Origin of the sequence: Streptomyces bohaiensis, assembly GCF_012033785.1 — a bacterium.
GTDB lineage: Bacteria > Actinomycetota > Actinomycetes > Streptomycetales > Streptomycetaceae > Streptomyces > Streptomyces bohaiensis.
In genome coordinates this window covers 1-24,544 of sequence record NZ_JAAVJC010000030.1, presented here as the reverse complement: position 1 = coordinate 24,544, position 24,544 = coordinate 1, and the positions used below count along the sequence as shown (strand labels likewise).

Here is a 24,544-nt window from a genome sequence, read left to right as displayed (position 1 = left end):
CGCGCGGGCAGCATCCCCCGGGTGTCCCTCCACGACCCAAGGAGTTCCCGGTGTCCCTGCACTCAGCCCTGACGACTCTCGGGTCGGCGTTCGTCGCCGTCACCCTCGCGCTGACCGCCGCCGCCCCGGCCGGGCCGCCGGCGGGCGCGACCGGCGGTCCTGCCCCGGTGGCCGCGGGCGCCGCGGCGCCCGGGCACGGCTCGGGACCGGCGGTGGTCGCGCACCGCGGCGCCTCCGGCCACGCCCCCGAGAACACCCTGGCCGCCGTGGACGCCGCGGCGGAGCTGGAGGTGGAGTGGGTGGAGGTCGACGTGCAGCGCGCCGGCGACGGCGAGCTGGTCGTGATCCACGACAACGACCTGGCCCGGACCACCGACGCGCCGGAGCGGTACCCCGACCGCGCGCCGTGGACGCTGACCGACTTCTCCGCGGCGGAGATCGCGGAGCTCGACGCCGGCTCCTGGTACGGGCCGGAGTTCGCGGGCGAGCGGGTGCCCACGCTGGGCCAGGTGCTGGACCGGATGGCAGCGCACGGGCAGAAGCTGCTGCTGGAGGTGAAGTCCCCGGAGCTGTATCCGGGGATCGAGGCGGACATCGTGGCCGCGCTGCGGGAGCACGGCTGGCTGTCGCCCCGCACGCTGCGCAGCGCGCTGGTGGTGCAGAGCTTCGACGCGGCCTCGGTCCGCACCCTGCACGAGCTCGCGCCGCGGGTGCGTACGGGGCTGCTGGGCAATCCGCCGGTGGCGGAGCTGCGCCGCCACGCGCAGTACGTGGACCAGATCAACCCCCGGCACACCGCGGCGACGGCCGAGTACGTGGCGGCGATCCAGGAGCTGCGCGGGGCGCACGGCCGCCGTCTCCAGGTGAACGTGTGGACCGTCAACGACGGCCCCACCGCGTTCGCGCTGGCCGGGCTGGGGGTGGACGGCATCATCACCGACCATCCGGACGTCGTGCGGGCGGCGCTCAGCTCCGGCGTCGGGGCGCCGCTCCCGGTGTCCTGAGGCGACCGGGGTCAGGGCCGGCAGGACGGCGCGACGCGGCAACGGGCCGGCGGCCGGGCTCGTCGCCCGGCCGCCGGCCCGTTGGCCGGACGCGCTCGCCCGCGTCCGGTCCGGGGGTGTCAGCCGACGCCCTTGTTCTGCAGGAACTTGGCGGGGTCGACGGCCGAGCCGTAGTCGGGGGTGGTGCGGATCTCCAGGTGCAGGTGGGGGCCGCTGCTGTTGCCGGTGTTGCCGGAGCGGGCGATCTGCTCGCCCGACTTCACCTGGTCCCCGACGGAGACCTGGACCTGGGAGAGGTGCGCGTACTGCGAGTAGGTACCGTCGCCGTGCTTCACCACGACGGCGTTGCCGTAGGCGGGGCCGTCACCGGCGCCGTTGCCGCCGGCCTTGACCACGGTGCCCTTGGCGACGGAGTGCACGGCAGTGCCGCTGGAGACGGCGTAGTCCTGGCCGCTGTGGCCGGCGGCCCAGCGGTTGCCGCTGTTGCCGTAGGTCGCGCTGATGGTGTAGCCGCCGGAGATCGGGGCGGTCCAGCCGTTGGCCTTCTGCTCGGCCGCCTTCTTCTCCTTGGCGGCCTTGGCCTCGGCGGCCTTCTCGGCCTCCGCCTGCTTCGCCGCGCGGTCGACGGCGGTCTGGACCTCGGTCGCCTTGCCGTCGATGGCCAGCTTGGCGTCCGTGGCGGCGCCGCTCTGCCGGAGGTCGGCCTGGGTGGCCGCGTAGTGGGCCAGGTCGGTGGAGCTGCTCGTCGCGAAGAGGTCCCCGTTGCCGGTCGCCTGCGCGACCCCGCCGCCGGCCAGCAGGGCCGCGGCGCAGGCGCCGATGGTCAGGGTTCCGGCCCGGCTGCGCAGCCGGGGGAGGAAGGCGCGGGACAGGTGAGTGCGGGACATTCCGGTGAATCCTCCGATGTGTGGGGGGCGCCGATTTCCTCGAGCGCCACCACCATTGATAGGGGGCTTTTCCGGAGGCTTCAAACAGCGCTTTCCACTAACAACGGCCGTAGATTCACAGAGGGGGAATTGGCCCCTTCCGCAGCGGCCCGCGCCGGGGTCCGACAATCGTCAGGACGCCGACATCAAGGGGCGCATGGCAGTCGACACAGGGGCGGGGAACGAGTCCTCGGTCATTTTCCCGGGGCGGACACGGCCGATTTCCCCGCGGGCCTGGGACAAAGGTCCCGGACCTCGGTCCCGCGCACCCGCTAAGCAGATTAGTAACGGCCGAATTCCCCGTGTGCCACGTCACAGGAAAGCGCGGGCGAAGGGAATTCCGGCGGGACGGTCGGCGCGTCCGTTCCGGGACCATCGGCCCCCGCCCCGGCCGGGCGGGGGCGACGCGCACCAGCGGCGGTCAGCGCGGGAAGAGCTCGAAAGCGACGCAGCGCCGGCCGTCGAACCGCTCCGCCGCACCGTCCGCCGCACCCCGGACGAGGTCGGAGGCGTAACGGTCCGGCTCGACACCGAGCCCTCGCAGGTAGGCCCGGTGCTCCCGCAGCGAGGCCACCGCGCGGCGCAGCGCCTCCTCGCCGACCGGCTGGGCGTGGGTGGCCTGCGGCGATGCCGCCACCGCGATCCAGCGGACCCCGTTCCAGGGGCTGAGGCGCCCGTCCTGGCCGGCCCCCGAGGCGCTGCCGGGGTCGGCCCGGAAGGCGGCGGTGTCGAGCTGCTCCCGGAAGATCCAGCGGTTGCCCGCGTCCGCGGCGGCGTCGATCACCGCCTGGCCCACGACGCGGTGGTCCGGCGTGTTGAGCGCGGCCCGGTCGCCGAAGTGCTCCCGGTGGTTGAGGGTGACCAGCAGCTCCGGCCGGTGCCGGCGGATGGCGGCGGCCAGCTCGCGCCGCAGGGCGACACCGCCCTCCACCACTCCGTCGCGGTGGTCGAGGAACTCCACCGTCGAGACGCCCACCCGCTCGGCGCCGGCGCGCTGCTCGCGCTCCCGCAGCGGCCCGCACCGCTCCGGCTCGATGTCGTCGATACCGGCCTCGCCCCGGGTCACCAGCAGATACCGCACGTCCTTGCCGGCCGCCGTCCACTCGGCCACCGCGGCCGCGGCGCCGTACTCCAGATCGTCGGGGTGGGCGGCAACGGCGAGGGCGCGGTCCCAGTCCACGGGAAGCTGCCGGAGGGAGGGAGGGGCGCCCTGCGCGTCCCTCGAGGGCTGTGAGGTGTCCGTCATGGCCGCAGCCTAGGGTCTGCCCAGTCTCCTGCCGGGGACCATCGCACGCGGCCCGCACGGCGGGCCCCCGGAGCCGGCACGCGGCCGGGCCGCGTGTGCCGCGGCAATCCGGCGGGCAGACACGCGGTACCTCGGCGGACACACGCGGTGCCACGGCGGACACGCGGCCGGGCCGCGCCCTCCGCGACGGGGGACGCGGCCCGGAGCGGCGGGTGCGGCTCCCACCCCGGTCGGGACGGGAGCCGCGTCGGTCAGCGCCAGCCGTACAACTGCTGGAGCCGGTGGACGACGGCCTGGAACCGCGCCCGATCCAGCGCGCACGCCTCCCGGCGCATGCCCTGCGGATGGATGCGGAGCACCCGGTCCAGGTCCACCCAGGACTCCCGCCCCTGGCGGTCCCAGGGGCCGGTCCCGAGGGAGAACCACTCGTGGTCGTTCTCCCGCGGGCGGGAGGTGAGCTGCAGCGCGAGCAGGCCGGGCCCGTCCTCGTGCGCCACCACCAGGACCGGGCGGTCCTTGCCGCGGCCGTCGTTCTCCTCGTAGGGCACCCAGGTCCACACGACCTCGCCGGGGTCGGGCTCGCCGTCACGCTCGGGCGAGTAGACGCAGCGGGCGCCGCGCACCTGGCGGGGGTCGATCTCGATGGTGGCCTCGGGGCCGAACCGTCCGCGGGCGGGCGGCTCTTCGCGATGATCTTCGTTCAGGGACGTCACCGGGTCACCGTACGGCGCCCGGACCCGTCCCGGTGGGGCGGGGCCGGGCCTCCGCACGCGGCCGGGAACCCTCCCCGTACTGGTCGCCCCGGTTCATCCCCTCGTGGATGTCCTGCTCCGTCATCGGGTCGAGGCCGACGAAGAGGCCGACGAAGACCAGCGCCACGATCGGCACGACCAGCGCGGGCATCAGGATCTCCACCTGCGCGTGCCCACCGCCGGAGGCAGCGGCACCGTGGGTGTGGACCGAGACCGCGGCCATCCCCGCGTAGTGCATGCCGGTGACCGCCACCCCCATGATGACGCTCGCCCCCAACGAGGCGGCGAAGCCGTTGACGTTGACGGCGAACCAGAGAGCGACCGTGGCCGCGACGACCGCGATGGCGACCGAGATCCCGACGGTCACCGGGTCGTACCGCATGACACCGGCCATGCCCATCCCGGCCATGCCCAGGTAGTGCATGGCGGCGACCCCGGACCCCGTGACGACACCGCCGGCCGCCAGTGTGAGGTTGCTGCGCGGCGCGTACCCGACCAGGAACACACCGATCCCCACCACCCCGACGGCCACCGCGAGACTCGCGTAGGTGATGCCGAGGTCGTAACTCAGGCTCATCGACGGGACGGTGAACCCCATCATGGCGATGAAGTGCATCGTGAAGATGCCGGTCCCCATCGCCAGGGCTCCCAGCGCCAACCACCCCGGCCGGCGGTTGCGGTCGCTGCTCAGCGCCCGGGTGGTGCAGCGCAGCCCCAGCGCGCTGCCGACGACTGCCATGAGGAAGGCGAACACCGGCGTGATGAGGCCGTAGGTGAAGTCTTCCGTGGATACTTCCGCTGCGAGCATGACGCACTCCCCCTGCACGTTCTTCGCCCGTGCCCCACCGGCCACGGGGAGCCGATGCTAGAGGTCGGGTTCAAGCCGAACACAGGGCCTGTACCGTTCCGTTGCAACTCCGATGCAACACGATGCCTGAAGGGGTGCATCTTCCCGCGCCGACGGGCGAACGGGCCGCGTCACCGGTGCTGTTCGGGCCCGGACACGACGAACGGCGGGACCGGTGCCGCGCACCGGTCCCACCGTCGTTCCGCGCGTCGTTCAGCCGCGCACGCGGGGATGGCGTACGAGGGCGTAGCCGCCCAGCGCGGCCAGCGCGCCGAGAACCCCGCCGCCGGCGGTCCACAGCCACCGGTCGGACCACCACCCGCCGTTCCAACCGCCCTCGGGCTCGGCCACCACGCCGGCGAACCGCACGCCGTCATCGGTGGTGGGGTCGGCGGCATCCGCGTCGGAGCCGGACTCCTCGGCGTCCTCCGCGGCGTCCTCCGCGGACCCGGCCCCCGCTCCGTCGTCCAGTGAGCCGGCCCGGGGGGTGGGAACCAGCGGCGCGCCCAGCTCGCCGCCGCGGGCATGGGCTCCCCCGGCGTCCTCGGTGGTGGTGCGCACCACCACCGACACCGGGAGGCCGAGGTCCTCCTCCGGCAGCTCCACCGCGGTCAGCCGCACGTAGTAGGCACCGGGGAGCGGGTCGCCCGACCACGGCTCCGCCCACGACCTGACGGTCCGCAGCGCGCAGCCGAGGGTCACCTCGGCCGCGTCGGCGGCGGCCTCCACCGTGGCGTCGCCGCCCACGCAGGACTGCTTGCGACGCAACCCGTCGTGGACGTCGATCTGCCAGACGCTGGGGCCACTGCGGTCGCCGTCGTCCTCGAAGGTCACCGTGGCGTCGACGGTGGCGTCGTGCCCCGCCGCGACCGGGAACGCCCAGTAGAGGAACTCCCCCACGGTGGCGCGTGCGGTGCCGCGGCCGGACTCCCCGAGCACGGCGGCGTCGCGGAAGCCGGTCCCGGCCTCGGTGGGGTCGGCGGCCGGGTCGGTCGACCCGCCGTCCGACCCCTGCTGTTCACCGGCGGACTCTCCGTCCTCCTGCGCGAGGACCGCGGGGGCCGTTCCCAGCAGCAGGCCCGCGGCGAGGGCCAGCACCGCCGCGGGGCGGCCGACCCGCCGGGCTCGATGGCGGACGGTCGTGTGGCGGCTCATGCGAACACCCTCCGGACGAGTCCCCAGACCACGCCGGCCACCAGGCCGGTCACGGTCAGCAGCACCAGCGGCACCCATCCCCGCGCGAGACCGAAGGCGGCCACGTCGGAGGGGCTGTCGGCGGCGGCAACCAGGTCGACGGTCAGCTCCACCGGCATGCCGGGAGCGCGCTGCACCGAGTCGGGCGCGGAGAACGCGTTGCTGACCTCCAGGCAGAGCACGCTCTCCTCGCCGTCACCGCTCCCGTCGCCGTTCGCGTCGGGCGACGGCGAGGCTGCGGATCCGGCGTCGGCGTCGGCGTCGGGGAGCGCGGCGCGCTCCGCCCAGGGGTACCGCAGCCCGGTGGAGATCACGTCGGTGCGGCCGTGGCCGGCCTCGCGCCCGCGGGCCAGTTCCTGGCCGTCCTCGTCGAGCAGCCGCAGCATGACGGCGTAGTCCCGGTCGACCGGGCGGTCGGCGGCGACGCTCACCGAAGCGCGCAGCTCCCGGCCGGGCGCGAGCTGCACGCGGTAGAAGCGGTGCTCCCCGATCTCCTCGCGGTCGCTGTAGACACCGGCGCGCAGCAGCGGCGCGGCGGCACAATCGTCGCTGGCGCCCTCGACGACAGCGGGTGCCTCGACGACGACCTCGGCGGAGCGGTCGACCAGTTGGCCGAGTCGCTCGGTGAGCTGGTCGACGTCCTGCACCGCGGTGTAGGTACCGCCGGTCGCCTCGGCGATGCAGCCGAGCTGGGTGCGGACCTTGTCGTCCTTGGGGGTGAGGCCGAGCGTGTCGACGGTCAGGCGGATGCCCTCGGCGGCCAGTTCCCGGGCCACCTCGCAGGGGTCTGGCGGTCCGCAGGTCTCCTCGCCGTCGGTGATGAGCACGATCCGGCGGGAGTTGTCGCTCTCGCCGCCGAAGTCCGCGACGGCCTCGCGCAGCGCGTGGCTGATCGGGGTGAAACCGGTGGGCTCCAGCGCGGCGACCGCCTCCTTGGCCTCCGCCTTGGCGACGCGGCCGACGGGGTAGATCTGCTCGCTGTCGCGGCAGGCCTCGTCCGTCATCTCCTCGCCGCGGAAGTTGGCGCCGAGGGTGCGGATGCCGAGGTGGACGGTCTCCGGGAGGCCGTCGATGACCTCGTTGAACGCCTGCTTGGCGGCGTCCATCCGTGTCTGCCCCGCGCTGTAGCTCTCCCCCATGGAGCCGCTGACGTCGAGGACGAGCTGGACCTTCGGCGGGTCCTGGGAGGGGCGTGGTTCCGCCGCCGCGGGGGCCGCTGTCGCGCCCACTATCAGGGCCGCGAACACACCGCTGAGGGTGGCTGCGAGCCGTCTTCCTATGATCATTTGGCGGATACTACGAGCCGGGTCGACGGGCACCAAAACCGCTCCGGCGCACACCGGTTGATATCGCGTCAGGGGCGGACAGCCCCCACCGGCGTGCGCACGGCGCGGCGGCCGCACGGGGGCGGGCCTCTCCCGGCCGCCGCCCGTCGGGGCCGACCGTCAGCGGTCGGCGGCAGGCGGCGCCGCGGCGGCGCGGGCCTCCAGCTCCCGCCACACCTCGGCGACGCGTGCGGCGAGTTCCGCCGTGGTCCCGGAGTTGGCCACCACGATGTCGGCGACGGCCAGCCGCGCCGCGCGGTCGGCCTGGGCCGCCATCCGGCTGCGGGCCGCCTCCTCCGTCATGCCGCGCAGCCGCGTCAGCCGGTCCAGTTGGAGTTCCTCGGGCACGTCCACCACGATGACCAGGTCGTAGCGGTCGGCGAGGCCGTTCTCGGTCAGCAGCGGCACGTCGTGCACCACGACCGCGTCGGCGGGGGCGGCCGCCTGCAGTTCGGCCGACCGCTCCGCGACCAGCGGGTGCACCACGGCGTTCAGCGCCGCGAGCCGCTCGGGGTCGTGGAAGACCACCGCGGCCAGCGCGGGGCGATCCAGCGAACCGTCCGCGGCGAGGATGTCCGTACCGAACTCCGCCACGACGGCGGCCAGTCCCGGTGTACCGGGCGCGACGACCTCCCGGGCGACGAGGTCCGCGTCGACGACGACGGCCCCATGGCAGGCCAGCAACCGCACCACGGTGCTCTTGCCCGCGCCGATGCCTCCGGTCACTCCCACTGTCAGCATGCCCCGCAGCGTAGCCGACCGGTTCACGTGGCTCCCGGACGCAGCGCCGCCTCCGGCCGCCGGAGGGCGGCCGGAGGCGGCTGTGCGTCGGTCAGCGGCCGGGGGCCTGGCCCGGCCCCTCGTCCCCGTCGTCCCGCTCGGCGAGGAACCGCTCGAAGACGGCGCCCAGTTCGTCGGCGGAGGGCAGCTCGGACGGTTCCGCCATGAGGCTGCGACGCCCCTCGGCGCCCGCGACCGCGTCGTACTGCTGCTCCAGCCCCCGCACCACGGCGACCAGTTCCGCGTCGCCCTGCGCGATCTCCCGCTCGATCTCGTCCTGGGTCGCCGCCGCGGCCGCCCGCAGCGCGTGGGCGGCGCGGGGCAGCACCAGCCCGGTGGCGGCGGTGATCGTCTCCAACACCACCAGGGTGGCGTCGGGGTAGCGCGACCGCGCCAGGTAGTGGGGCACATGCGCCGCGATGCCGAGCACGTCGTGGCCGGCCGAGCCGAGCCGCAGTTCGGTCAGCGAGGCAGCGCTGCCGGGCACCTGCGCCTCGGTGAACAGCCCCGGTTGGCTGGGAACGAGGTCGATCCGGGTGCCGTGAGGGGTCAGTCCGACCGGGCGGGTGTGGGGCACCCCCATGGGGATGCCGTGGAACGTCATCGCCAGCCGGACCCCGAGCCGCTCCACGATCTGCCGCACGGCCGCGGTGAAGCTGTCCCACTCCACGTCGGGTTCGGGACCGCTGAGGAGCAGGTACGGCTGGCCGGTGGCGTCCTGCAGCAGGCGCAGCTCCAACTGCGGCTGCTCGTAGGAGGCCCAGCGGTCGCGGCGGAACACCATCGCGGGGCGCCGTGCCCGGTAGTCGACGAGCCGGTCGTGGTCGAAACGGGCGACGACCACCCCAGGCAGTCGCTGCTCGGTGGCGGCCGTCTGCTCGGCGGCGCCGTCGTCCGCGCCGGCTGCCGCCGGTCGGTCCTCCCCGGTCGGCGCGGCGTCCGGGGACTCCTCGGCCGCCGGGCCGCTGGGCAGGTCGCCCTCCCCCGCACGGTCCAGGCCGAGCTCCAGCGCGAGATCCGGCTCCGGGCCGTCGGCCAGGCCGTCCCCCGCCTCGGCGCGGGCCGCGTCACCGTCGGCGTCGAGCAGTCGCTCCACCAGCTGGGCGCCGGTCTCCCCGGCGTCGATGAAGCCGTTGAAGTGGTAGAGCATCACCAGCCCGGCGGCGTCCGGCGCGGCCACCGCCGCCTGGGCGCGACGCAACCCTTCCGGGTCCCACGCGTACAACTCCTGCGGATCGCGCACGGCGCCGCACCCCTTCCACTTCGTTCCGTGTCCGGCAGAACGTCTGCGAGAGTGCGCGCATTCCCGGACAGGGCAGAGAGTAACGGCCCCCGCCGACAGCGTTCCCGGAAGGGGGCCCCGCCCACACCGTCTCAGGCGGGCGGACGGGTGACCGACCGGCCCGGACACGGCTCGGCCCCCGCGACCGGATGGTCGCGGGGGCCGAGTGGTTCCGCGTCACGCGGCGCTGCCCAGGGGCAGCGTGTGATCAGCTCTGGCCGCCGGCCAGCTTCTCACGGAGCGCGGCGAGGGCCTCGTCGGAGGCCAGGGCGCCCGAGTCCTCACTGGAGGTGGAGGAGTACGAGCCACCGCCACCGGAGGAAGCGCTACCGGAACCGCCGGACGCCGCGGCGCCGCCGGTCTCGGTGCCCTCGGCCTCGGCCTGGGCGTCCGCCTCGCGGGACTTGATGACCTGGGCCTGGTGCTGCTCGAAGCGCGTCTGGGCGTCGGAGTACTGGCGCTCCCACTCCTCGCGCTGCTTGTCGTAGCCCTCGAGCCAGTCGTTGGCCTCGGGGTCGAAGCCCTCGGGGTAGATGTAGTTGCCCTGGTCGTCGTAGGACGCGGCCATGCCGTACAGGGTCGGGTCGAACTCGACGGCCATCGGGTCGGCGCCGAAGTTCTCGTTCGCCTGCTTCAGCGAGAGGCTGATCCGGCGACGCTCCAGGTCGATGTCGATGACCTTGACGAAGATCTCGTCGTTGACCTGGACGACCTGCTCCGGGATCTCGACGTGGCGCTCGGCCAGCTCGGAGATGTGGACCAGGCCCTCGATGCCCTCGTCGACGCGGACGAACGCACCGAACGGCACCAGCTTGGTGACCTTGCCGGGGACGACCTGGCCGATCTGGTGCGTGCGGGCGAACTGCTGCCACGGGTCTTCCTGGGTCGCCTTGAGCGACAGGGAGACGCGCTCGCGGTCCATGTCGACGTCCAGGACCTCGACCGTGACCTCCTGGCCGACCTCGACAACCTCGGAGGGGTGGTCGATGTGCTTCCAGGACAGCTCGGAGACGTGCACCAGGCCGTCGACGCCACCCAGGTCCACAAAGGCACCGAAGTTGACGATGGAGGAGACGACGCCGGAGCGCACCTGACCCTTCTGGAGGGTGGTGAGGAAGGTCTGGCGGACCTCGCTCTGGGTCTGCTCCAGCCAGGCACGGCGGGACAGGACCACGTTGTTGCGGTTCTTGTCCAGCTCGATGATCTTGGCCTCGAGCTCCTTGCCCACGTAGGGCTGGAGGTCGCGCACGCGGCGCATCTCGACCAGGGAGGCCGGGAGGAAGCCGCGGAGGCCGATGTCGAGGATGAGACCACCCTTGACGACCTCGATGACGGTACCGGTGACGATCCCGTCCTCTTCCTTGATCTTCTCGATGGTGCCCCAGGCGCGCTCGTACTGGGCGCGCTTCTTCGAGAGGATCAGGCGGCCTTCCTTGTCCTCCTTCTGGAGAACAAGGGCTTCGATCTCGTCACCGACGGCGACGACCTCGTTGGGGTCGACGTCGTGCTTGATCGACAGCTCGCGGGAAGGGATGACGCCCTCGGTCTTGTAACCGATGTCGAGCAGGACCTCGTCCCGGTCGACCTTCACGATGACGCCGTCGACGATGTCGCCGTCGTTGAAGTACTTGATCGTCTCGTCGATCGCGGCGAGGAAGTCTTCCTCGGAACCGATGTCGTTTACCGCAACCTGCGGGGTGGTCACGGTGCTCTCGGTGCTGCTCGTCATGTGTGAAAGGGCTCCGGTACGGACAAAGAGTCGTAGGCAATACCACGCTGTGGACCCTTTTCGCACCGCCGAAGCCAGGCAGCCCGAGCAGCGCTTCCCGAACCGTCCGTGAGGGACGAACCCGGAATGCGCCTCGACCACCGAGGGACATACAACAGATGCGAGCGCGGCCTGCTCCGTCCGAGGCACACAGGCCCGCAGCGCGCCTTATAGCATACGGGCGCATCGCAGCCGGGTCAATGCGCGCTTCGCCGCACGAGCACAGCAAAAGGGCACTTTCCGGCACGCAACGGACAGCAGCTACCCCGCCGGAGTGACCCGCGCCACCCCCAGGTCGACGCCGAACGGGCTCCGACACCCCCGCGAGCGCCGCCCGGTCGACCCGGACGGCGCTCGGCGGTCGACATGCGCGGGGCTCAGTGCGCCGCGCTCTCCCAGGTGTCGCCGACGCCCACCGAGACGTCCAGCGGGGCCCGCAGCGCGACCGCGCCCGCCATCTCGCGGCGCACCAGCGCCTCCACCGCTTCCCGCTCGCCGGGGGCGAGCTCGAGCACGATCTCGTCGTGCACCTGGAGGAGCAGCCGGGACCGGAGCCCCTCGGCGGCCAGCGCGCCGTCCACCTTGAGCATCGCGATCTTGACGATGTCGGCGGCAGTGCCCTGGATCGGGGCGTTGAGCGCCATCCGCTCCGCCATCTCCCGGCGCTGGCGGTTGGAGCTGGTCAGGTCCGGCAGGTACCGGCGCCGGCCCAGCAGCGTCTCGGTGTACCCGACGCCGGTGGCCTCCTGCACCGCGCGCTGCAGGAAGTCACGCACCCCGCCGAACCGCTCGAAGTAGGTGTCCATCAGCGCCCGAGCCTCCTCGGGGCTCACCGACAACTGCTGGGAGAGGCCGAACGCGGAGAGGCCGTAGGCGAGGCCGTAGCTCATCGCCTTGGTCTTCCGCCGCATCTCGGGGTCGACCTGCTCGCGCGGCACCCCGAAGACCTGGGAGGCGACCGTGTCGTGGAGGTCCTCGCCCGAGGTGAAGGCCTCCAGCAGCCCCTCGTCCTGCGACAGGTGCGCCATGACACGCAGCTCGATCTGGCTGTAGTCGGCGGTGAGCAGCGCCTCGTACCCCTCGCCCACGACGAAGGTGCCGCGGATGGCGCGGCCCTCCTCGGTGCGGACGGGAACGTTCTGGAGGTTGGGCTCGGTGGAGGAGAGCCGGCCCGTGGCGGCCACCGTCTGGCTGAAGGTGGTGTGGATGCGGCCGTCCGCGGCGATGGTCTTGATCAGGCCCTCGACCGTGGTGCGCAGGCGGGACTGCTCGCGGTGGCGGAGCATGAGCACCGGCAGCTCGTGCTCGGTCTGGCCGGCGAGCCAGGCGAGGGCGTCGGCGTCGGTGGTGTACCCGGTCTTGGTCTTCTTGGTCTTCGGGAGGTTGAGCTCCCCGAAGAGGACCTCCTGGAGCTGCTTGGGCGAGCCGAGGTTGAACTCGTGGCCGACCGCGGCGTGCGCGGCCGCCACGGACTCCTGGACCGCGGCGGCGAACCGCTGCTCCAGCGCACCGAGGGCGGCGCGGTCCGCGGCGATGCCGGCCCGCTCCATCCGTGCCAGCAGCTCGGAGGTGGGGAGCTCGATGTCGCGCAGCAGCTCCAGCGCTCCCACCTCGCGCAGCCGCTCGGTGAGCGCGGTGCCGAGGTCCAGCACGGTACGGGCCTGCTGCATCAGCGCATCCGCCTCCGCCGCGTCCTCGACGCCGAAGGCGAGCTGGCCGTCATCGGGGGCGGCCGGCGCCAACTCCCGGCCGAGGAACTCCAGGCTCAGCCCCTCCAGGGCGAAGGAGCGCCGTCCCGGCTGCACCAGGTAGGCGGCGAGGGCGGTGTCGGTGTCGGTACCGGCCAGCCGCCAGCCGTGGTCGGCGAAGACCCGCTGGAGCTGCTTGACGCCGTGGACGGTCTTGGGCCGCTCCGGGTCGGCGGCCCAGGCGGCGAAGGCGCGGTCGTCGGCCTCGTCCAGCTCGGCGGGGTCGAACCAGGCGGCGGGCCCCGACGCCGTGGCCAGGGCCACCGCGTGGACGGCGCCGGTCCCCAGCGACCAGGTGTCCTTGGTCGCCAGACCGAGCGGGACGCCGCCGTGGGCCTCCAGCCACTGCGGCAGCTCACCGGTGGCCAGGACGGTCCCCTCGACGGTCACGCCGGGGGCGGGGGCCTCCTGGGCCTCCTCACCGCTGGGGTCCAGAGCGAAGAGCCGCTCGCGGAGGTTCTGGTTGCGGAACTCCAGCGAGTCCAGCAGGACGGTGACGGCGTCGCGGTCGAAGGCGGCGCGCGCCAGGTCGGCGGGGCCGGCCGGCAGTTCGACGTCGCGGACCATCTCCGTCAGCTCCCGGTTGAGCCGGACCGACTCCAGGTGGTCGCGGAGGTTCTGGCCCGCCTTGCCCTTGACCTCCTCCGCGCGCGCCAGCAGGTCGTCGAGCGATCCGAACTGGTTGATCCACTTCGTGGCGGTCTTCTCCCCCACTCCGGGGATGCCGGGGAGGTTGTCGGAGGGGTCGCCGCGCAGCGCGGCGAAGTCCGGGTACTGCTCGGGGCGCAGGCCGTACTTCTCCTCGATCTTGGCCGGGGTGAACCGTGTCAGCTCGGAGACGCCCTTGGTCGGGTAGAGCACGGTGACGTCGTCGGTCACCAGCTGGAAGTTGTCGCGGTCGCCGGTGACGATCAGCACCTCGTAGCCGTCGGCGGCGGCCTGCGTCGCCAGGGTCGCGATGACGTCGTCGGCCTCGAAGCCGTCCACGGCGAACCGGCGCACCGCCATGGCGTCCAGCAGCTCGCCGATGAGCTCCACCTGGCCGCGGAAGGCGTCGGGGGTGGCGGAGCGGGTCGCCTTGTACTCGGGGAACCGGTCGGACCGCCAGGTCTTGCGGGAGACGTCGAACGCCACGGCGAGGTGGGTCGGCGCCTCGTCACGGACGGTGTTGGCGAGCATGGAGGTGAACCCGTAGATCGCGTTGGTGGGCTGCCCCACCGCCGTGGTGAAGTTCTCCGCGGGAAGGGCGAAGAACGCCCGGTAGGCCAGCGAATGGCCGTCCAGCAGCATCAGCCGCCGGGGCGCGGACTCGGACTTCTGCTCTGCGTTGCTCACCGTGTTCTCAGCCACCCGCGCATCCTCCCACGGACCGCCGACAGCCCCCGGCGCCGACGCCCGGGCCCGTGCCGCCGACGCCCGCGCCCGTGCCGTCGGGGCCCGTGCCACCCGCGGCGCGACGTGACACGATCGGGGGGAGACCCACCGGCCGACGGGAGACCCACCATGCCTCAGCCGCCCTCGGGCGATCCGATCCAGGACGCGCCGCGCACCGGTGGGGGCCCGCAGGAGAGCGCGGCCGGGCTACCGGCCGTCGCCCACGCCATGGACATGGCGCGCAAGGAGATGGGGGTGCGGCGGACCGCGCTCACCCTGCTGCGGGTCAACCAGCACGACGGGTTCGACTGCCCCGGGTGCGCCTGGCCGGAGCCGGACAAGCCCCACACCGCCGAGTTCTGCGAGAACGGCGCCAAGGCGGTGGCGGAGGAGGCGACGCGCCGACGGGTGACCCCGGAGTTCTTCGAGCGCCACCCGATGGCGGATCTCGCCGGCCGCTCCGGCTACTGGCTCGGCAAACAGGGCCGGCTCACCACCCCGATGTACCTCGCCGAGGGCGACGACCGGTACCGGCCGGTCTCCTGGCAGCAGGCACTGGAGCTGGTGGCCGCGGAGCTGCGGGCGCTGCCCACGCCGGACGAGGCGGTCTTCTACACCTCGGGCCGCACCAGCAACGAGGCTGCCTTCCTCTACCAGCTGTTCGCGCGGGAGTTCGGCACCAACAACCTCCCGGACTGCTCCAACATGTGCCACGAGTCGTCGGGGTCGGCGCTCGGCGAGACCATCGGCGTGGGCAAGGGCAGCGTGCTGCTGGAGGACCTGTACCGGGCCGAGCTGATCATCGTCGCGGGGCAGAACCCCGGGACCAACCACCCGCGCATGCTCACCGCGCTGGAGCGCGCCAAGAAGGAAGGCGCGCGGATCATCACGGTGAACCCGCTGCCGGAGACCGGGCTGCGGAAGTTCCGCAACCCGCAGTCGCCCGTGGGGCTCGCCGGTGGCGGCACGGAGCTCACCGACCTCTTCCTCCAGATCCGTCTCGGTGGCGACCAGGCGCTGTTCCGCATGGTGAGCAGGCTGGTGCTGGAGGCGGAGGGCGGCACCGACGACGCGTTCATCGCCGAGCACACCCACGGGTTCGACGCCTACGCCGAGGCGGCGCGCACCGCGGACTGGGAGACGACGCTGCGCGCCACCGGGCTGACGCGTGCGGAGATCGAGGCGATGGCCCGCATGGTGCTGGAGTCCCGCGCGACGGTCGTGTGCTGGGCGATGGGGCTCACCCAGCACAAGCACTCCGTGCCGACGATCCGGGAGATCGTCAACCTGCTGCTGCTGCGCGGCGACATCGGCCGGCCGGGGGCGGGGGTGTGCCCGGTGCGCGGCCACTCCAACGTGCAGGGCGACCGGACGATGGGGATCGTCGAGCGGCCCGCGGCCGCGTTCCTCGACGCACTGGAGCAGGAGTTCTCCTTCTCACCGCCCCGGGAGCACGGCCTGGACACGGTCGACGCGATCCGGGCGCTGCGCGACGGGCGGGTGCGGGTCTTCTTCGCCATGGGCGGCAACTTCGTCGCCGCCTCCCCCGACACGGCGGTGACCGAGGAGGCGGTGCGGCGCGCCGCGCTGACGGTCCACGTCTCCACCAAGCTCAACCGCTCCCACTGCGTCACCGGGGCTCGGGCGCTGATCCTGCCGACGCTCGGCCGCACCGAGCGGGACCGGAGCGGCGGCCGGGAGCAGTTCGTCACCGTGGAGGACTCCATGGGGATGGTCCACGCCTCACGCGGCCGACTGGCGCCGGCGGACGCGGGGCTGCTGTCGGAGACGGCGATCGTCTGCCGGCTGGCGCGCCTGGTGCTCGGTGACCGGTCGGCCACCCCCTGGGAGGCGTTCGAGCGCGACTACGACCTGGTGCGGGACCGCATCGCGCGAGTGGTTCCCGGGTTCGAGGAGTTCAACGAGCGGGTGCGCCGCCCGGGCGGTTTCGCCCTGCCGCACGCGCCGCGCGACGAGCGGCGGTTCCCCACCGCCACGGGCAGGGCCAACTTCACCGCCGCGCCGGTCGAGTTCCCCGAGGTGGGCGAGGGGCGGCTGCTGCTCCAGACGCTGCGCTCGCACGACCAGTACAACACCACGATCTACGGGCTCGACGACCGCTACCGCGGGGTGCGGGGCGGGCGGCGCGTGGTGATGGTCAACCCGGAGGACGCCGCCGGGCTCGGCCTCGCGGACGGGGAGTACGTCGACCTGGTGAGCGAGTGGCGGGACGGGGTGGAGCGCCGGGCGCCGGGGTTCCTGGTGATGCACTACCCGACGGCGCGCGGCTGCGCGGCGGCCTACTACCCGGAGACCAACGTGCTGGTGCCGCTGGACTCCACCGCGGACGTCTCCAACACCCCGACCAGCAAGTCGGTGGTGGTCCGGCTGGAGCCGGCGGAGGCCGGGGCGACGCTCCCCGCGCCGTGAGGTCCGGCAGGGGGCCCTGCAGCCCCTGGGCCCGACCCCCAGGGGAATCCGTGCTTGCCGGCCGTGCTGAGAGCTCCCCGACCCGAAGGCCTACGGGCTGTTCGCGCTCCCCGAGAACGCGAGCGCGCCGAGGAATCGCGTCTGCTCGTGTTCCACCGTGGCGTCCAGCTCGCCCATCGCATCCAGGGCACGAGGGTCGCCGAGTGCCATGGCGTCGAGGGCGCGCTCCAGGTGGCCCTGGTCCTCGATCTCCCACAGGTTGAACGCCTCGTACAACGGTCCGACCCGCGTCACCGTCCCCGCAACCAGCGAAATGCCCTGCGCTTCGAAGAGTTCGCGGATGGTCACCATGGCGGCTTCGTAGCGCGCCAGATTCGCGAAACCGTACTTGAGCTGGAGCTGCGCCAGCATGTAGCTGCCCATCTGTCCGCCTTCCCTGGGGGATGTCGAGGTGTTCGACAGGAAGGTAGACGTTCACGCTGGCGTGAAGGGCAAGTCATGTGGTGCCGGTCACCGCCCTCAGTAGGGCTTCCAAGCCCGTCACCTTGGCACGCAGTTCCTCCACTTCACGGGAGAGTTCGGCGTGCCGGGTCCGCAGCAGAGCCTCGACCCGGGGCGCGGAGTCCGGACGTTTCCACTCCTGCACCACCGTGCGGATCAGGTCGCTCGGCAGGCCCGCGCCGTACAGACGCTGGATGAACCCGACACAGACGGCGTCTCCGGCCCGGTACCTGCGGTGCCCCACGGCGTTGCGCGACGGGAGCAGCAGACCTTGCTCCTCGTAGTACCGCAGTGACCGCGTACTCACTCGGCACCGGTGAGCCAGTTCACTGATCGACAGCGACACGGGGTCGGTATCGGAGTTCCGCTCGGGACCCGCCTCGGCGGCTGATCCGGGACTGGGCGCCGACTTGCCCTCGCATGGCCGGAAGGCCGTTGAGAACTCCACGGCGCCGTCACCGGACGGGGCATTCGAAGCAGTGGAACGCATGCGGGAACCCTAGCCCCCCATCGGCTGGTTCCCTCAGGTACGACGGCCCGGGCGGGCGCGGGCCCGACCCGTCGCGGGACGTGCTCCGGTCAGGGGGAGCTGGTCGGCGGCGCGGCGTCTGCTTCGGCGTCCGGCCCGGGGGCAACGGCCCGATCCGCGCCCGCTGTGCGTCGGACACCAGCACGCCCGGACCCACGACCGACGACCAGCGACGATCGGAGCCACGCCATGGGTGAGAAGCATCCTCCGACCCAGTTCCCGCCCCACATCCTCGACCAGTGGTCCGGCCTCGGCGTCGACCTGGCCTCGCTGTTCTCCGCGGGGCATCTCGGCGACCGGGTCGGGCTCCACGTGGAGCGGGCGGCACCCGAGGAAGTGGTGGGAACGCTGCCCGTGGCGGGGAACACCCAGCCCTACGGGCTGCTGCACGGCGGTGCCTCGGCGGTGCTCGCCGAGACCCTGGGTTCGATCGGGGCCATGCTGCACGGCGGCCCGCATCGGCTCGCCGTCGGCGTGGACCTCAACTGCACCCACCACCGCAGCGTGCGGTCAGGGCTGGTCACCGGGGTGGCGACGCCGGTCCACGCGGGGCGCACCTCGGCCACCTACGAGATCGTGGTCACCGAGGAGACGGGCAAGCGGGTCTGCTCCGCCCGGCTGACCTGCGCGCTGCGGGACAACCCCGACGCTCCGGGCGGCGCCGCGGGCTGACCGGACCACGCGGCCGCCGGCGCGGACCGGCGGCCACCGCGTGCACGACGGAGGGGCGGGGGGCCCGATGGCGCCCCGCCCCTTCCGATGTCCGCCGTGCGGCTCGCCGCGGTCAGTCGACCTCGACGTGCTCGCCGAGGTAGGCGGCGCGGATGCGGGGGTCGGCCAGCAGGGTGTCGGCCGGACCGGACATCACGACCTCCCCCGTCTCCAGGACGTAGCCGCGGTTGGCGAGCTGCAGCGCCTCCGAGGCGTTCTGCTCCACCAGCAGCAGCGTGGTGCCCTGCTCGTTGACCTCGCGCAGGATGTCGAAGATCTGCTCCACGATCAGCGGAGCCAGCCCCATCGACGGCTCGTCGAGCAGCAGCAGTTCGGGCTTCCCCATCAGCGCGCGGCCGATGGCGAGCATCTGCTGCTCGCCGCCGGAGAGCGTCCCCGCGATCTGCTTGCGGCGCTCGGCGAGGCGCGGGAACAGGCCGAAGACCCGGTCCAGGTCGTCGGGGTCGGGCCGGCGGAACCGGTACGCCCCCATGTTGAGGTTCTCCAGCACCGTCATCCGGGCGAAGACGCGTCGGCCCTCGGGGACATGGCCGAGACCGAACTTCACCAGCTCGTGGGAGGCGATGCCGTCGATGCGCTCGCCGTGCAGTCGCACCTCGCCGTGGCGGGGCGCCAGCATCCCCGAGACGGTCTTCAGCGTGGTGGACTTCCCGGCCCCGTTGGCGCCGAGCAGCGCTACGGCCTCACCGCGGCCGACCGTGAGGTCGACCCCCTTCAGCGCCTCGATGGCCCCGTAGAAGACCCTCAGTCCGCGCAGTTCCAGCAGCGGGGTGCCCTGCTCGCCGGGGTCCTTGTCCAGTTCGGGCCCGCTCATGCCTGGCCACCCTTCTCCGTGCGCGGGGCGGCCGCGTCGCCGGGGCCGGCCTCGTCCTGCGGTACCGCCCGGGCGGCGGGCAGTTCGGTCGGTCCTGCGGCGGTCTCGCCCTCGGCCGCCGGGGCGGCGGGGGCGGCGTCGTGCTCGGCCTCGGTCACCTCGACGACGTGCTCGGCCTGCGCGGCGACGATCTCCGCGACCTCGCTGTCCTCGGCGGCGGACCCGAGGTACGCCTTGATGACGTCCGGGTTCTGCTGGACCTCCGCGGGAGTCCCCTCGGCGATCTTCTTGCCGAAGTTGAGCACCGTGACCCGGTCGGCGACCGACATCACCAGCCGCATGTCGTGCTCGATGAGCAGCACGCTCACCCCGAGTTCGGTGTTGATGCGGCGGATCAGTGTCTCCAGGTCCCGCTTCTCCGTCGGGTTGGTCCCGGCGGCGGGTTCGTCCAGCAGCAGCACCTCGGGGCTGGTGGCCAGCGCCCGCGCGATCTCCAGCCGCCGCTGCTCGCCGTAGCTGAGCGAGGCGGCCAGTTCGTTGATGCGCGACTCCAGACCGACGAAGCGCATCATCCGCTGCGCGGCGAGGTCGCTCTCCTTCTCGGCGCGCCGCGCGTGCGGCAGCCCGAGCATGATGGAGATGGCGTCCGTCCTCTGCCGGGTCTCGTAGGCGATCTTGACGTTCTCGATCGCCGTGAGGGCTCCGAAGAGCCGGATGTTCTGGAAGGTCCGCGAGACGCCCATGCGGCTCACCTTGAACGGCTTGGTGCCGAGCAGGGCTCGCTCGCCGCCGGCGCGCGGCAGGAAGCGGATCTCCCCCTCCTGCGGCACGTAGACGCCGGTGAGGGAGTTGAACAGCGAGGTCTTGCCCGCGCCGTTGGGGCCGATGATCGCGAGGATCTCCCCCCGCCGCATCGTGAGGTCCACCGCGTCCAGGCTGGTCAGACCGCCGAACCGCAGCGTCACCCCGCGGGCTTCGAGGATCGGTTCGGCCGTCTGCGCCGGCCCGGGGGCCGCGGACTGTTCGGTCGCGTTCGTCATACCTGCTTGCCTCCTGCCGTACCGCCCAGCGCGTCGGCGCCGCCGGTGCCTTCCTCCGCCATGTGCAGCTCGCGCTGTCGGCGGCGGGAGGGCCACAACCCCTGCGGCCGGTAGATCATCATGATCACCAGCAGCGCGCCCAGGTACATGTACCGGTCCTGCGCCGGGACGGAGTCGCGGAGCGCCTCGGGGAGCCAGACCAGCACCGCGGTGCCGATCAGCACGCCGGGGAGCGACCCCATGCCGCCGAAGATGACGTAGGAGAGCACCAGGATCGAGAAGAGGACGATGAACGCCTCGGAGTTGATGTACGCCAGCTTGCTCGCGTAGATCACGCCGGCGATGCCGGAGGTGGAGGCGCCGATCGCGAAGGCCAGCAGCTTGAAGCGGACGGTGTCCACGCCGTTGGAGGCGGCGGCGACCTCGTCCTCGCGGATCGCGGTCCACGCACGTCCGACCCGGGAGTGCTCCAGGCGGATGAAGAGGACGATCAGCACGATGATGAAACCGAGGAGCAGCCAGTAGTAGGGCCGCGGGTCCAGGCCCCAGCTGTACGACCAGAAGCCGAGGTCGATGCTGAACCGTTCCACCCGGGCGCCGGAGGTGCCGCCGGTGAAGGACTGCCAGTTCTTGGCGCCGAGGTAGACGATCTCGTGGAAGCCGAGGGTGACGATGGCCAGGTAGTCGCCGCGCAACCGCAGTGTCGGTGCGCCGAGCAGGACGCCGGCGACCAGGCAGGTGATGACCGCGATCGGGATGACGGCGAAGTTGTTCAGCACCATCGGCGGGTCGACCGGGAGGGACCCGGTCCAGAACGCCGCGCTGTACGCGCCGATCGCGAAGAACGCGATGAAGCCGAGGTCGAGCATGCCGGCCCAGCCGACGACGACGTTGAGGCCGATCGCCAGCAGCACGTAGATGGCGATCTGGTCGACCAGCACCTGCTGCCAGTGGCGCGAGACCAGCAGCGGCAGCACGATCAGGAAGACCAGGACCCCGCTGAGGATGCCGACGCGCAGCCAGAACTGCTTGCGCCAGACGGCCTGCACCTCGCCGGCCGGCGCCTTCACCGACTCCTTGACGCTCTGCCAGGCGGAGCCCACCGGCGCCTGGGCGAACTCGCGCACCACCCAGATCCCGACGCAGACCGCCAGCCAGACGGCGAAGCCGGTGGAGGTGAAGTTCTCCTTCAGGGCGTAGAAGATGTCGCGGTTGTTGCCCTCGACGCCGGTGACCTGGGCGCCGACGACGGCGACGCCGATCAGCGCCGCCAGCCGCTGCCAGCGGGGCTCCTGGTACCAGGAGGTCTTGCGCAGCCGGGCGGCCGCGGACACGTCCCGTGCCGTTTCCGTAGTCGTCATGCCGTCCTCGCTACACGCTCGCCGAGAATGCCCGTGGGGCGGAACATCAGCACCAGCACCAGCACGGCGAAGGCACCGACGTAGCGCCAGGCGTCGCCCCAGACCTCGACGGTGAACGCCTCCACCACGCCGAGGGTGAGACCGCCGAGCATGGCGCCGCGGACGTTGCCGATGCCACCGAGCACGGCGGCGGCGAACGCGGTGATACCGGGCAGGAAGCCCATGGTGTAGAAGACCTGGTTGGTGGTGCCGAAGAGGAATCCGGCGACGCCGCCCATCAGGCCGCCCAGCACGAAGGTGCGGGAGACGACCTTGTCGATGTTGACGCCCATCAGCGAGGCGACCTCGGGGTCCTGCGCCACGGCGCGGATGCCGGAGCCGAGCTTGGTCCGGTTGACCACGTAGTCGACCGCGACCAGCATGACCACGGCCGAGCCGAGGATCAGCGCCTGCGTGACGCTGATGGTGGAGCCGAAGATCGTGACGACGGTCTTGTTCTCGTACATCGACGGCATCGGCATCGGGTTGCGCCCGAAGAGCTTGCCGACCAGGTTGTAGAGGAAGAACGAGGCGCCGATCGCGGTGATCAGGAAGACCAGCCGGGGCGCACCGCGTCTCCGCAGTGGCCGGTACGCCACTTTCTCCAGGAAGAAGGCGACGGTCCCGCCGAGTACGGCGCCGAAGAGAATGCCGAGCGCGACGTAACCGATCGACTGGAGACCGGAGGGGTCAGCAGCCGGGACGAAAATGGTGAGGGCGATGACTCCGCCGAATCCCCCCACCATGAAAACCTCGCTGTGCGCGAAGTTGAGGAGCTGGAGCACGCCGTACACCAGCGTGTAGCCGATGGCGATAACGGCGTACAGCGAGCCGAGTACCGCCCCCAGGACGAGAACGTCCCAGAAGTCGTGAAAACTCATCGAGGGCACTTCCTTGCCAGAACAGCCACCGGGCGCCGCGCTGTCGGGGCGTCCCGGGGGCGGCCGCGTCGGGAGCGGTGGGGCGTGGCAACGGGCCACGCCCCACCGGAGAAGAGGTACCGCGCGGTCGTTATCCGACCAGTTCCTCGATGTTGCCGAGCGAGGTGATGGCGCTGTCCTCGACCTGGTAGATGTAGACACCGGAGCCGGCGTACTCGCCGCTCTCGTCGAAGGTGAGGGTCTTGGCGACACCGTCGTGCTCGCCCTGGGCGACGGCCTCGTAGACCGACGCGCGGTCGGCGCTGTCACCCAGCTCGCCGACTGCGTTGATGATCATCATCGCGGCGTCGTACGCCTCGGGCGAGTAGGTGCCCGGCTCGGTGCTGTACTCGGCCTCGTAGGCCTCGCTGAACTTCTGGCCGATCTCGTCCTCGCTGAGGTCGCGGCAGGGGCAGCTGAGGTACCAGCCCTCGGCGGCACCGGAGGCGAGGTTGACGAACTCCGGGTCGCGGACGCCGTCGCCGCCAAGGCCGATGCCCTCGTAGCCCTGCTCGCTGAGCTTGACGGCCAGCGGCGCGGCCTGCGCGTAGTAGCCGGTGTAGGCGACGCCGTCGGCACCGGACTGGATCACGGTGCGGGCGATGGAGCTGTGGTCGACGGTGTCGGCGGGCAGCGACTCGCGCTGCACCTCGATGCCGGCCTCGCCGAGCGCCTCCTCGACGACGTTGCCGAGGCCGACGGCGTAGTCGCCGAGGTCGTCGATGACCACGGCGGACTCCACGCCCTGCTCGGCGAAGAACGCGGCGATCGCGGCGCCCTGCTCACCGTCGTTGGGGACACCGCGCAGGAAGGTCGGGAACCCCTGCTCGGTGAGGTCCGGGGCGGTGGCCGACGGGGAGAGCGCGGTGATGCCGGCCTCGCCGTACACCGGCGCGGCGACATTGGCGGCGCCGGAGAAGGCGGGGCCGACCACGGCCACGACGTCCTCGTTGTCGATGAGCCGCTGAGCGGCGGAGGTGGCCTGCCCGGGCTCACCGCGGTCGTCGCCGGGGGCGTATTCGAAGGTGACGTCGTAGTCGCCGGATTCGTTCGCCTCCTTGATGGCGAGCTTGACGCCGTTCTCCATGTTGATGCCGAGCTGGGCGTTGGGGCCGGAGAGCGGCCCCTGGTAAGCGATGGTGAAAGTGGAGCTGTCGCCACCGCCGCTGCTGCTCCCGCCGCCACCGTCGTCGCTGCCGCAGGCGCTCAGCGCCAACGCACCTATCGCGACCGGCAGTGCGATTTTCACGATCCGCTTGTTCAGCATCAGTAAACCCCCTGGACCGAGTCCAGTCCGAACGTCACCGCACGGGACTCGTGCCCAAACGTTCACGGGTGCGGCGTGGAGCGGAATCTATTGCGCATCTCGTCGTACTGACAGACGGGCAGCTCAAGTGTGATCGCCTCGTGACCTCCGTCACGTGCCGAAATGAGAACGCTCCTTACCGCTGAGCGGACGAGATCTTCTGCCTCGGTGGCCCCGGAACGGGCATCAGTGAAACCGATCACAGGCCCACGAAAGGGACAGTGCTCACGGGAAGCCGCCAGGGGAATCGATCATGAACCGATTTCCCAGGAATCCCAGCAGCACCGCGGCCCGGGCACGGCAGGCGTGCCCGCCGGACCCACCGGCCGTCCCTTTTCCGCCGACCTGCTCGGCTTCGGGCCCCGCTGCGCCGTCCCGGCGGCGCGGTGGGCCGCACGGCGCCGTCGCCCCGGGCGCGCGTGCCGCAGGCGGTCGAGCGGTCACCAGACGGAGCACCCGGACACCTGTTCGGGCACGCGCCGCCTCCGAACGGGGCGGGCGGGGTCCGACGCCCGCGGGCCACGCCCGGAGGCGGCGCGGGACGGGCTCGTGATCGGTGACCGGCGGCGGCCCGGCGGTCACCGGTGACGCCGCGGGGGGGGGGGGGGGGGGGGGGGGGGGGGGGG

General features: G+C 72.4%; 20 protein-coding genes. 3 read left to right on the top strand and 17 right to left on the bottom strand.

What is annotated here, in order from left to right:
- Positions 1 to 56: 56 nt before the first annotated feature.
- Entirely contained in the window at positions 57 to 1,004 is a 948-nt protein-coding gene (locus HCN52_RS06440) for a glycerophosphodiester phosphodiesterase (RefSeq protein ID WP_245174909.1), read from the top strand.
- A 119-nt stretch (positions 1,005 to 1,123) separates the two neighbouring features.
- Here the strand turns inward: HCN52_RS06440 and HCN52_RS06435 are convergent, their stop codons facing one another.
- From HCN52_RS06435 to polA, 10 genes are all read right to left on the bottom strand, one after another.
- Positions 1,124 to 1,891, bottom strand: coding sequence for a M23 family metallopeptidase (locus HCN52_RS06435; protein WP_168087379.1), 768 nt, complete (start codon positions 1,889 to 1,891; stop codon positions 1,124 to 1,126).
- 460 nt (positions 1,892 to 2,351) lie between these two features.
- Positions 2,352 to 3,176 (bottom strand): PIG-L deacetylase family protein, encoded by an 825-nt coding sequence (locus tag HCN52_RS06430; protein WP_168087378.1) that lies wholly within the window; start codon positions 3,174 to 3,176, stop codon positions 2,352 to 2,354.
- Between the two features lie 251 nt (positions 3,177 to 3,427).
- The gene (locus HCN52_RS06425; RefSeq protein ID WP_312876572.1) at positions 3,428 to 3,889 is read right to left on the bottom strand and encodes a type II toxin-antitoxin system PemK/MazF family toxin; all 462 of its coding nucleotides are present in this window, start codon (positions 3,887 to 3,889) and stop codon (positions 3,428 to 3,430) included.
- 4 nt (positions 3,890 to 3,893) lie between these two features.
- On the bottom strand, positions 3,894 to 4,736 hold the full coding sequence (locus HCN52_RS06420; protein ID WP_168087377.1) for an MHYT domain-containing protein: 843 nt from the start codon (positions 4,734 to 4,736) through the stop codon (positions 3,894 to 3,896).
- A gap of 252 nt (positions 4,737 to 4,988) precedes the next feature.
- Positions 4,989 to 5,930, bottom strand: a complete 942-nt coding sequence (locus HCN52_RS06415; RefSeq protein ID WP_168087376.1) for a hypothetical protein — start codon at positions 5,928 to 5,930, stop codon at positions 4,989 to 4,991.
- Positions 5,927 to 7,255: a VWA domain-containing protein gene (locus HCN52_RS06410; protein WP_168087375.1), complete on the bottom strand. Its 1,329-nt coding sequence runs from the start codon at positions 7,253 to 7,255 to the stop codon at positions 5,927 to 5,929. The genes HCN52_RS06415 and HCN52_RS06410 overlap by 4 nt, the downstream gene beginning before the upstream one ends.
- A gap of 159 nt (positions 7,256 to 7,414) precedes the next feature.
- Positions 7,415 to 8,035: a dephospho-CoA kinase gene (gene coaE, locus HCN52_RS06405; RefSeq protein ID WP_168087374.1), complete on the bottom strand. Its 621-nt coding sequence runs from the start codon at positions 8,033 to 8,035 to the stop codon at positions 7,415 to 7,417.
- Between the two features lie 91 nt (positions 8,036 to 8,126).
- A complete protein-coding gene (locus HCN52_RS06400) occupies positions 8,127 to 9,317 on the bottom strand; it encodes a PAC2 family protein (protein ID WP_312876571.1) in 1,191 nt (396 codons plus the stop codon).
- A gap of 247 nt (positions 9,318 to 9,564) precedes the next feature.
- Positions 9,565 to 11,085 carry a 30S ribosomal protein S1 gene (gene rpsA / locus HCN52_RS06395; protein WP_168087373.1) on the bottom strand — a complete coding sequence of 507 codons (1,521 nt, stop codon included), beginning with the start codon at positions 11,083 to 11,085 and terminating at the stop codon, positions 9,565 to 9,567.
- A gap of 416 nt (positions 11,086 to 11,501) precedes the next feature.
- A complete protein-coding gene (gene polA / locus HCN52_RS06390; RefSeq protein ID WP_168087385.1) occupies positions 11,502 to 14,162 on the bottom strand; it encodes a DNA polymerase I in 2,661 nt (886 codons plus the stop codon).
- Between the two features lie 213 nt (positions 14,163 to 14,375).
- Here polA and HCN52_RS06385 point away from each other — a divergent pair, with 213 nt between their 5' ends.
- On the top strand, positions 14,376 to 16,676 hold the full coding sequence (locus HCN52_RS06385) for an FdhF/YdeP family oxidoreductase (protein WP_168087372.1): 2,301 nt from the start codon (positions 14,376 to 14,378) through the stop codon (positions 16,674 to 16,676).
- A gap of 90 nt (positions 16,677 to 16,766) precedes the next feature.
- Here HCN52_RS06385 and HCN52_RS06380 read toward each other — a convergent pair whose 3' ends face one another.
- The gene (locus HCN52_RS06380; RefSeq protein WP_168087371.1) at positions 16,767 to 17,099 is read right to left on the bottom strand and encodes an NIPSNAP family protein; all 333 of its coding nucleotides are present in this window, start codon (positions 17,097 to 17,099) and stop codon (positions 16,767 to 16,769) included.
- A gap of 73 nt (positions 17,100 to 17,172) precedes the next feature.
- Entirely contained in the window at positions 17,173 to 17,667 is a 495-nt protein-coding gene (locus HCN52_RS06375) for a MerR family transcriptional regulator (protein WP_338315382.1), read from the bottom strand.
- Positions 17,668 to 17,895: 228 nt separating this feature from the next.
- Here HCN52_RS06375 and HCN52_RS06370 point away from each other — a divergent pair, with 228 nt between their 5' ends.
- Positions 17,896 to 18,378 carry a PaaI family thioesterase gene (locus tag HCN52_RS06370; protein WP_168087370.1) on the top strand — a complete coding sequence of 161 codons (483 nt, stop codon included), beginning with the start codon at positions 17,896 to 17,898 and terminating at the stop codon, positions 18,376 to 18,378.
- Positions 18,379 to 18,490: 112 nt separating this feature from the next.
- Here HCN52_RS06370 and HCN52_RS06365 read toward each other — a convergent pair whose 3' ends face one another.
- The 5 genes from HCN52_RS06365 to HCN52_RS06345 form a co-directional block, all read right to left on the bottom strand.
- A complete protein-coding gene (locus HCN52_RS06365) occupies positions 18,491 to 19,252 on the bottom strand; it encodes an ABC transporter ATP-binding protein (RefSeq protein ID WP_168087369.1) in 762 nt (253 codons plus the stop codon).
- Entirely contained in the window at positions 19,249 to 20,292 is a 1,044-nt protein-coding gene (locus HCN52_RS06360) for an ABC transporter ATP-binding protein (RefSeq protein WP_168087368.1), read from the bottom strand. Before HCN52_RS06360 ends, HCN52_RS06365 begins: the two co-directional genes overlap by 4 nt.
- A complete protein-coding gene (locus tag HCN52_RS06355) occupies positions 20,289 to 21,653 on the bottom strand; it encodes a branched-chain amino acid ABC transporter permease (RefSeq protein WP_168087367.1) in 1,365 nt (454 codons plus the stop codon). The genes HCN52_RS06360 and HCN52_RS06355 overlap by 4 nt, the downstream gene beginning before the upstream one ends.
- Positions 21,650 to 22,573, bottom strand: a complete 924-nt coding sequence (locus tag HCN52_RS06350; RefSeq protein WP_167970009.1) for a branched-chain amino acid ABC transporter permease — start codon at positions 22,571 to 22,573, stop codon at positions 21,650 to 21,652. The genes HCN52_RS06355 and HCN52_RS06350 overlap by 4 nt, the downstream gene beginning before the upstream one ends.
- Positions 22,574 to 22,703: 130 nt before the next feature.
- On the bottom strand, positions 22,704 to 23,879 hold the full coding sequence (locus HCN52_RS06345) for a branched-chain amino acid ABC transporter substrate-binding protein (protein ID WP_168087366.1): 1,176 nt from the start codon (positions 23,877 to 23,879) through the stop codon (positions 22,704 to 22,706).
- Between the last annotated feature and the right edge of the window lie 665 nt (positions 23,880 to 24,544).

Bases quoted from the DNA above. Each gene is read 5' to 3' on its own strand.
- HCN52_RS06420 (WP_168087377.1), bottom strand. From the start codon at position 4,736: ATGCTCGCAGCGGAAGTATCCACGGAAGACTTCACCTACGGCCTCATC.
- HCN52_RS06370 (WP_168087370.1), top strand. From the start codon at position 17,896: ATGGGTGAGAAGCATCCTCCGACCCAGTTCCCGCCCCACATCCTCGAC.
- HCN52_RS06365 (WP_168087369.1), bottom strand. From the start codon at position 19,252: ATGAGCGGGCCCGAACTGGACAAGGACCCCGGCGAGCAGGGCACCCCG.
- HCN52_RS06355 (WP_168087367.1), bottom strand. From the start codon at position 21,653: ATGACGACTACGGAAACGGCACGGGACGTGTCCGCGGCCGCCCGGCTG.
- coaE (WP_168087374.1), bottom strand. From the start codon at position 8,035: ATGCTGACAGTGGGAGTGACCGGAGGCATCGGCGCGGGCAAGAGCACC.
- HCN52_RS06350 (WP_167970009.1), bottom strand. From the start codon at position 22,573: ATGAGTTTTCACGACTTCTGGGACGTTCTCGTCCTGGGGGCGGTACTC.
- HCN52_RS06375 (WP_338315382.1), bottom strand. From the start codon at position 17,667: ATGCGTTCCACTGCTTCGAATGCCCCGTCCGGTGACGGCGCCGTGGAG.
- HCN52_RS06385 (WP_168087372.1), top strand. From the start codon at position 14,376: ATGCCTCAGCCGCCCTCGGGCGATCCGATCCAGGACGCGCCGCGCACC.
- HCN52_RS06415 (WP_168087376.1), bottom strand. From the start codon at position 5,930: ATGAGCCGCCACACGACCGTCCGCCATCGAGCCCGGCGGGTCGGCCGC.
- HCN52_RS06410 (WP_168087375.1), bottom strand. From the start codon at position 7,255: ATGATCATAGGAAGACGGCTCGCAGCCACCCTCAGCGGTGTGTTCGCG.
- HCN52_RS06380 (WP_168087371.1), bottom strand. From the start codon at position 17,099: ATGGGCAGCTACATGCTGGCGCAGCTCCAGCTCAAGTACGGTTTCGCG.
- HCN52_RS06345 (WP_168087366.1), bottom strand. From the start codon at position 23,879: ATGCTGAACAAGCGGATCGTGAAAATCGCACTGCCGGTCGCGATAGGT.
- HCN52_RS06430 (WP_168087378.1), bottom strand. From the start codon at position 3,176: ATGACGGACACCTCACAGCCCTCGAGGGACGCGCAGGGCGCCCCTCCC.
- polA (WP_168087385.1), bottom strand. From the start codon at position 14,162: ATGCTGCTGGACGGCCATTCGCTGGCCTACCGGGCGTTCTTCGCCCTT.
- HCN52_RS06435 (WP_168087379.1), bottom strand. From the start codon at position 1,891: ATGTCCCGCACTCACCTGTCCCGCGCCTTCCTCCCCCGGCTGCGCAGC.
- HCN52_RS06360 (WP_168087368.1), bottom strand. From the start codon at position 20,292: ATGACGAACGCGACCGAACAGTCCGCGGCCCCCGGGCCGGCGCAGACG.
- rpsA (WP_168087373.1), bottom strand. From the start codon at position 11,085: ATGACGAGCAGCACCGAGAGCACCGTGACCACCCCGCAGGTTGCGGTA.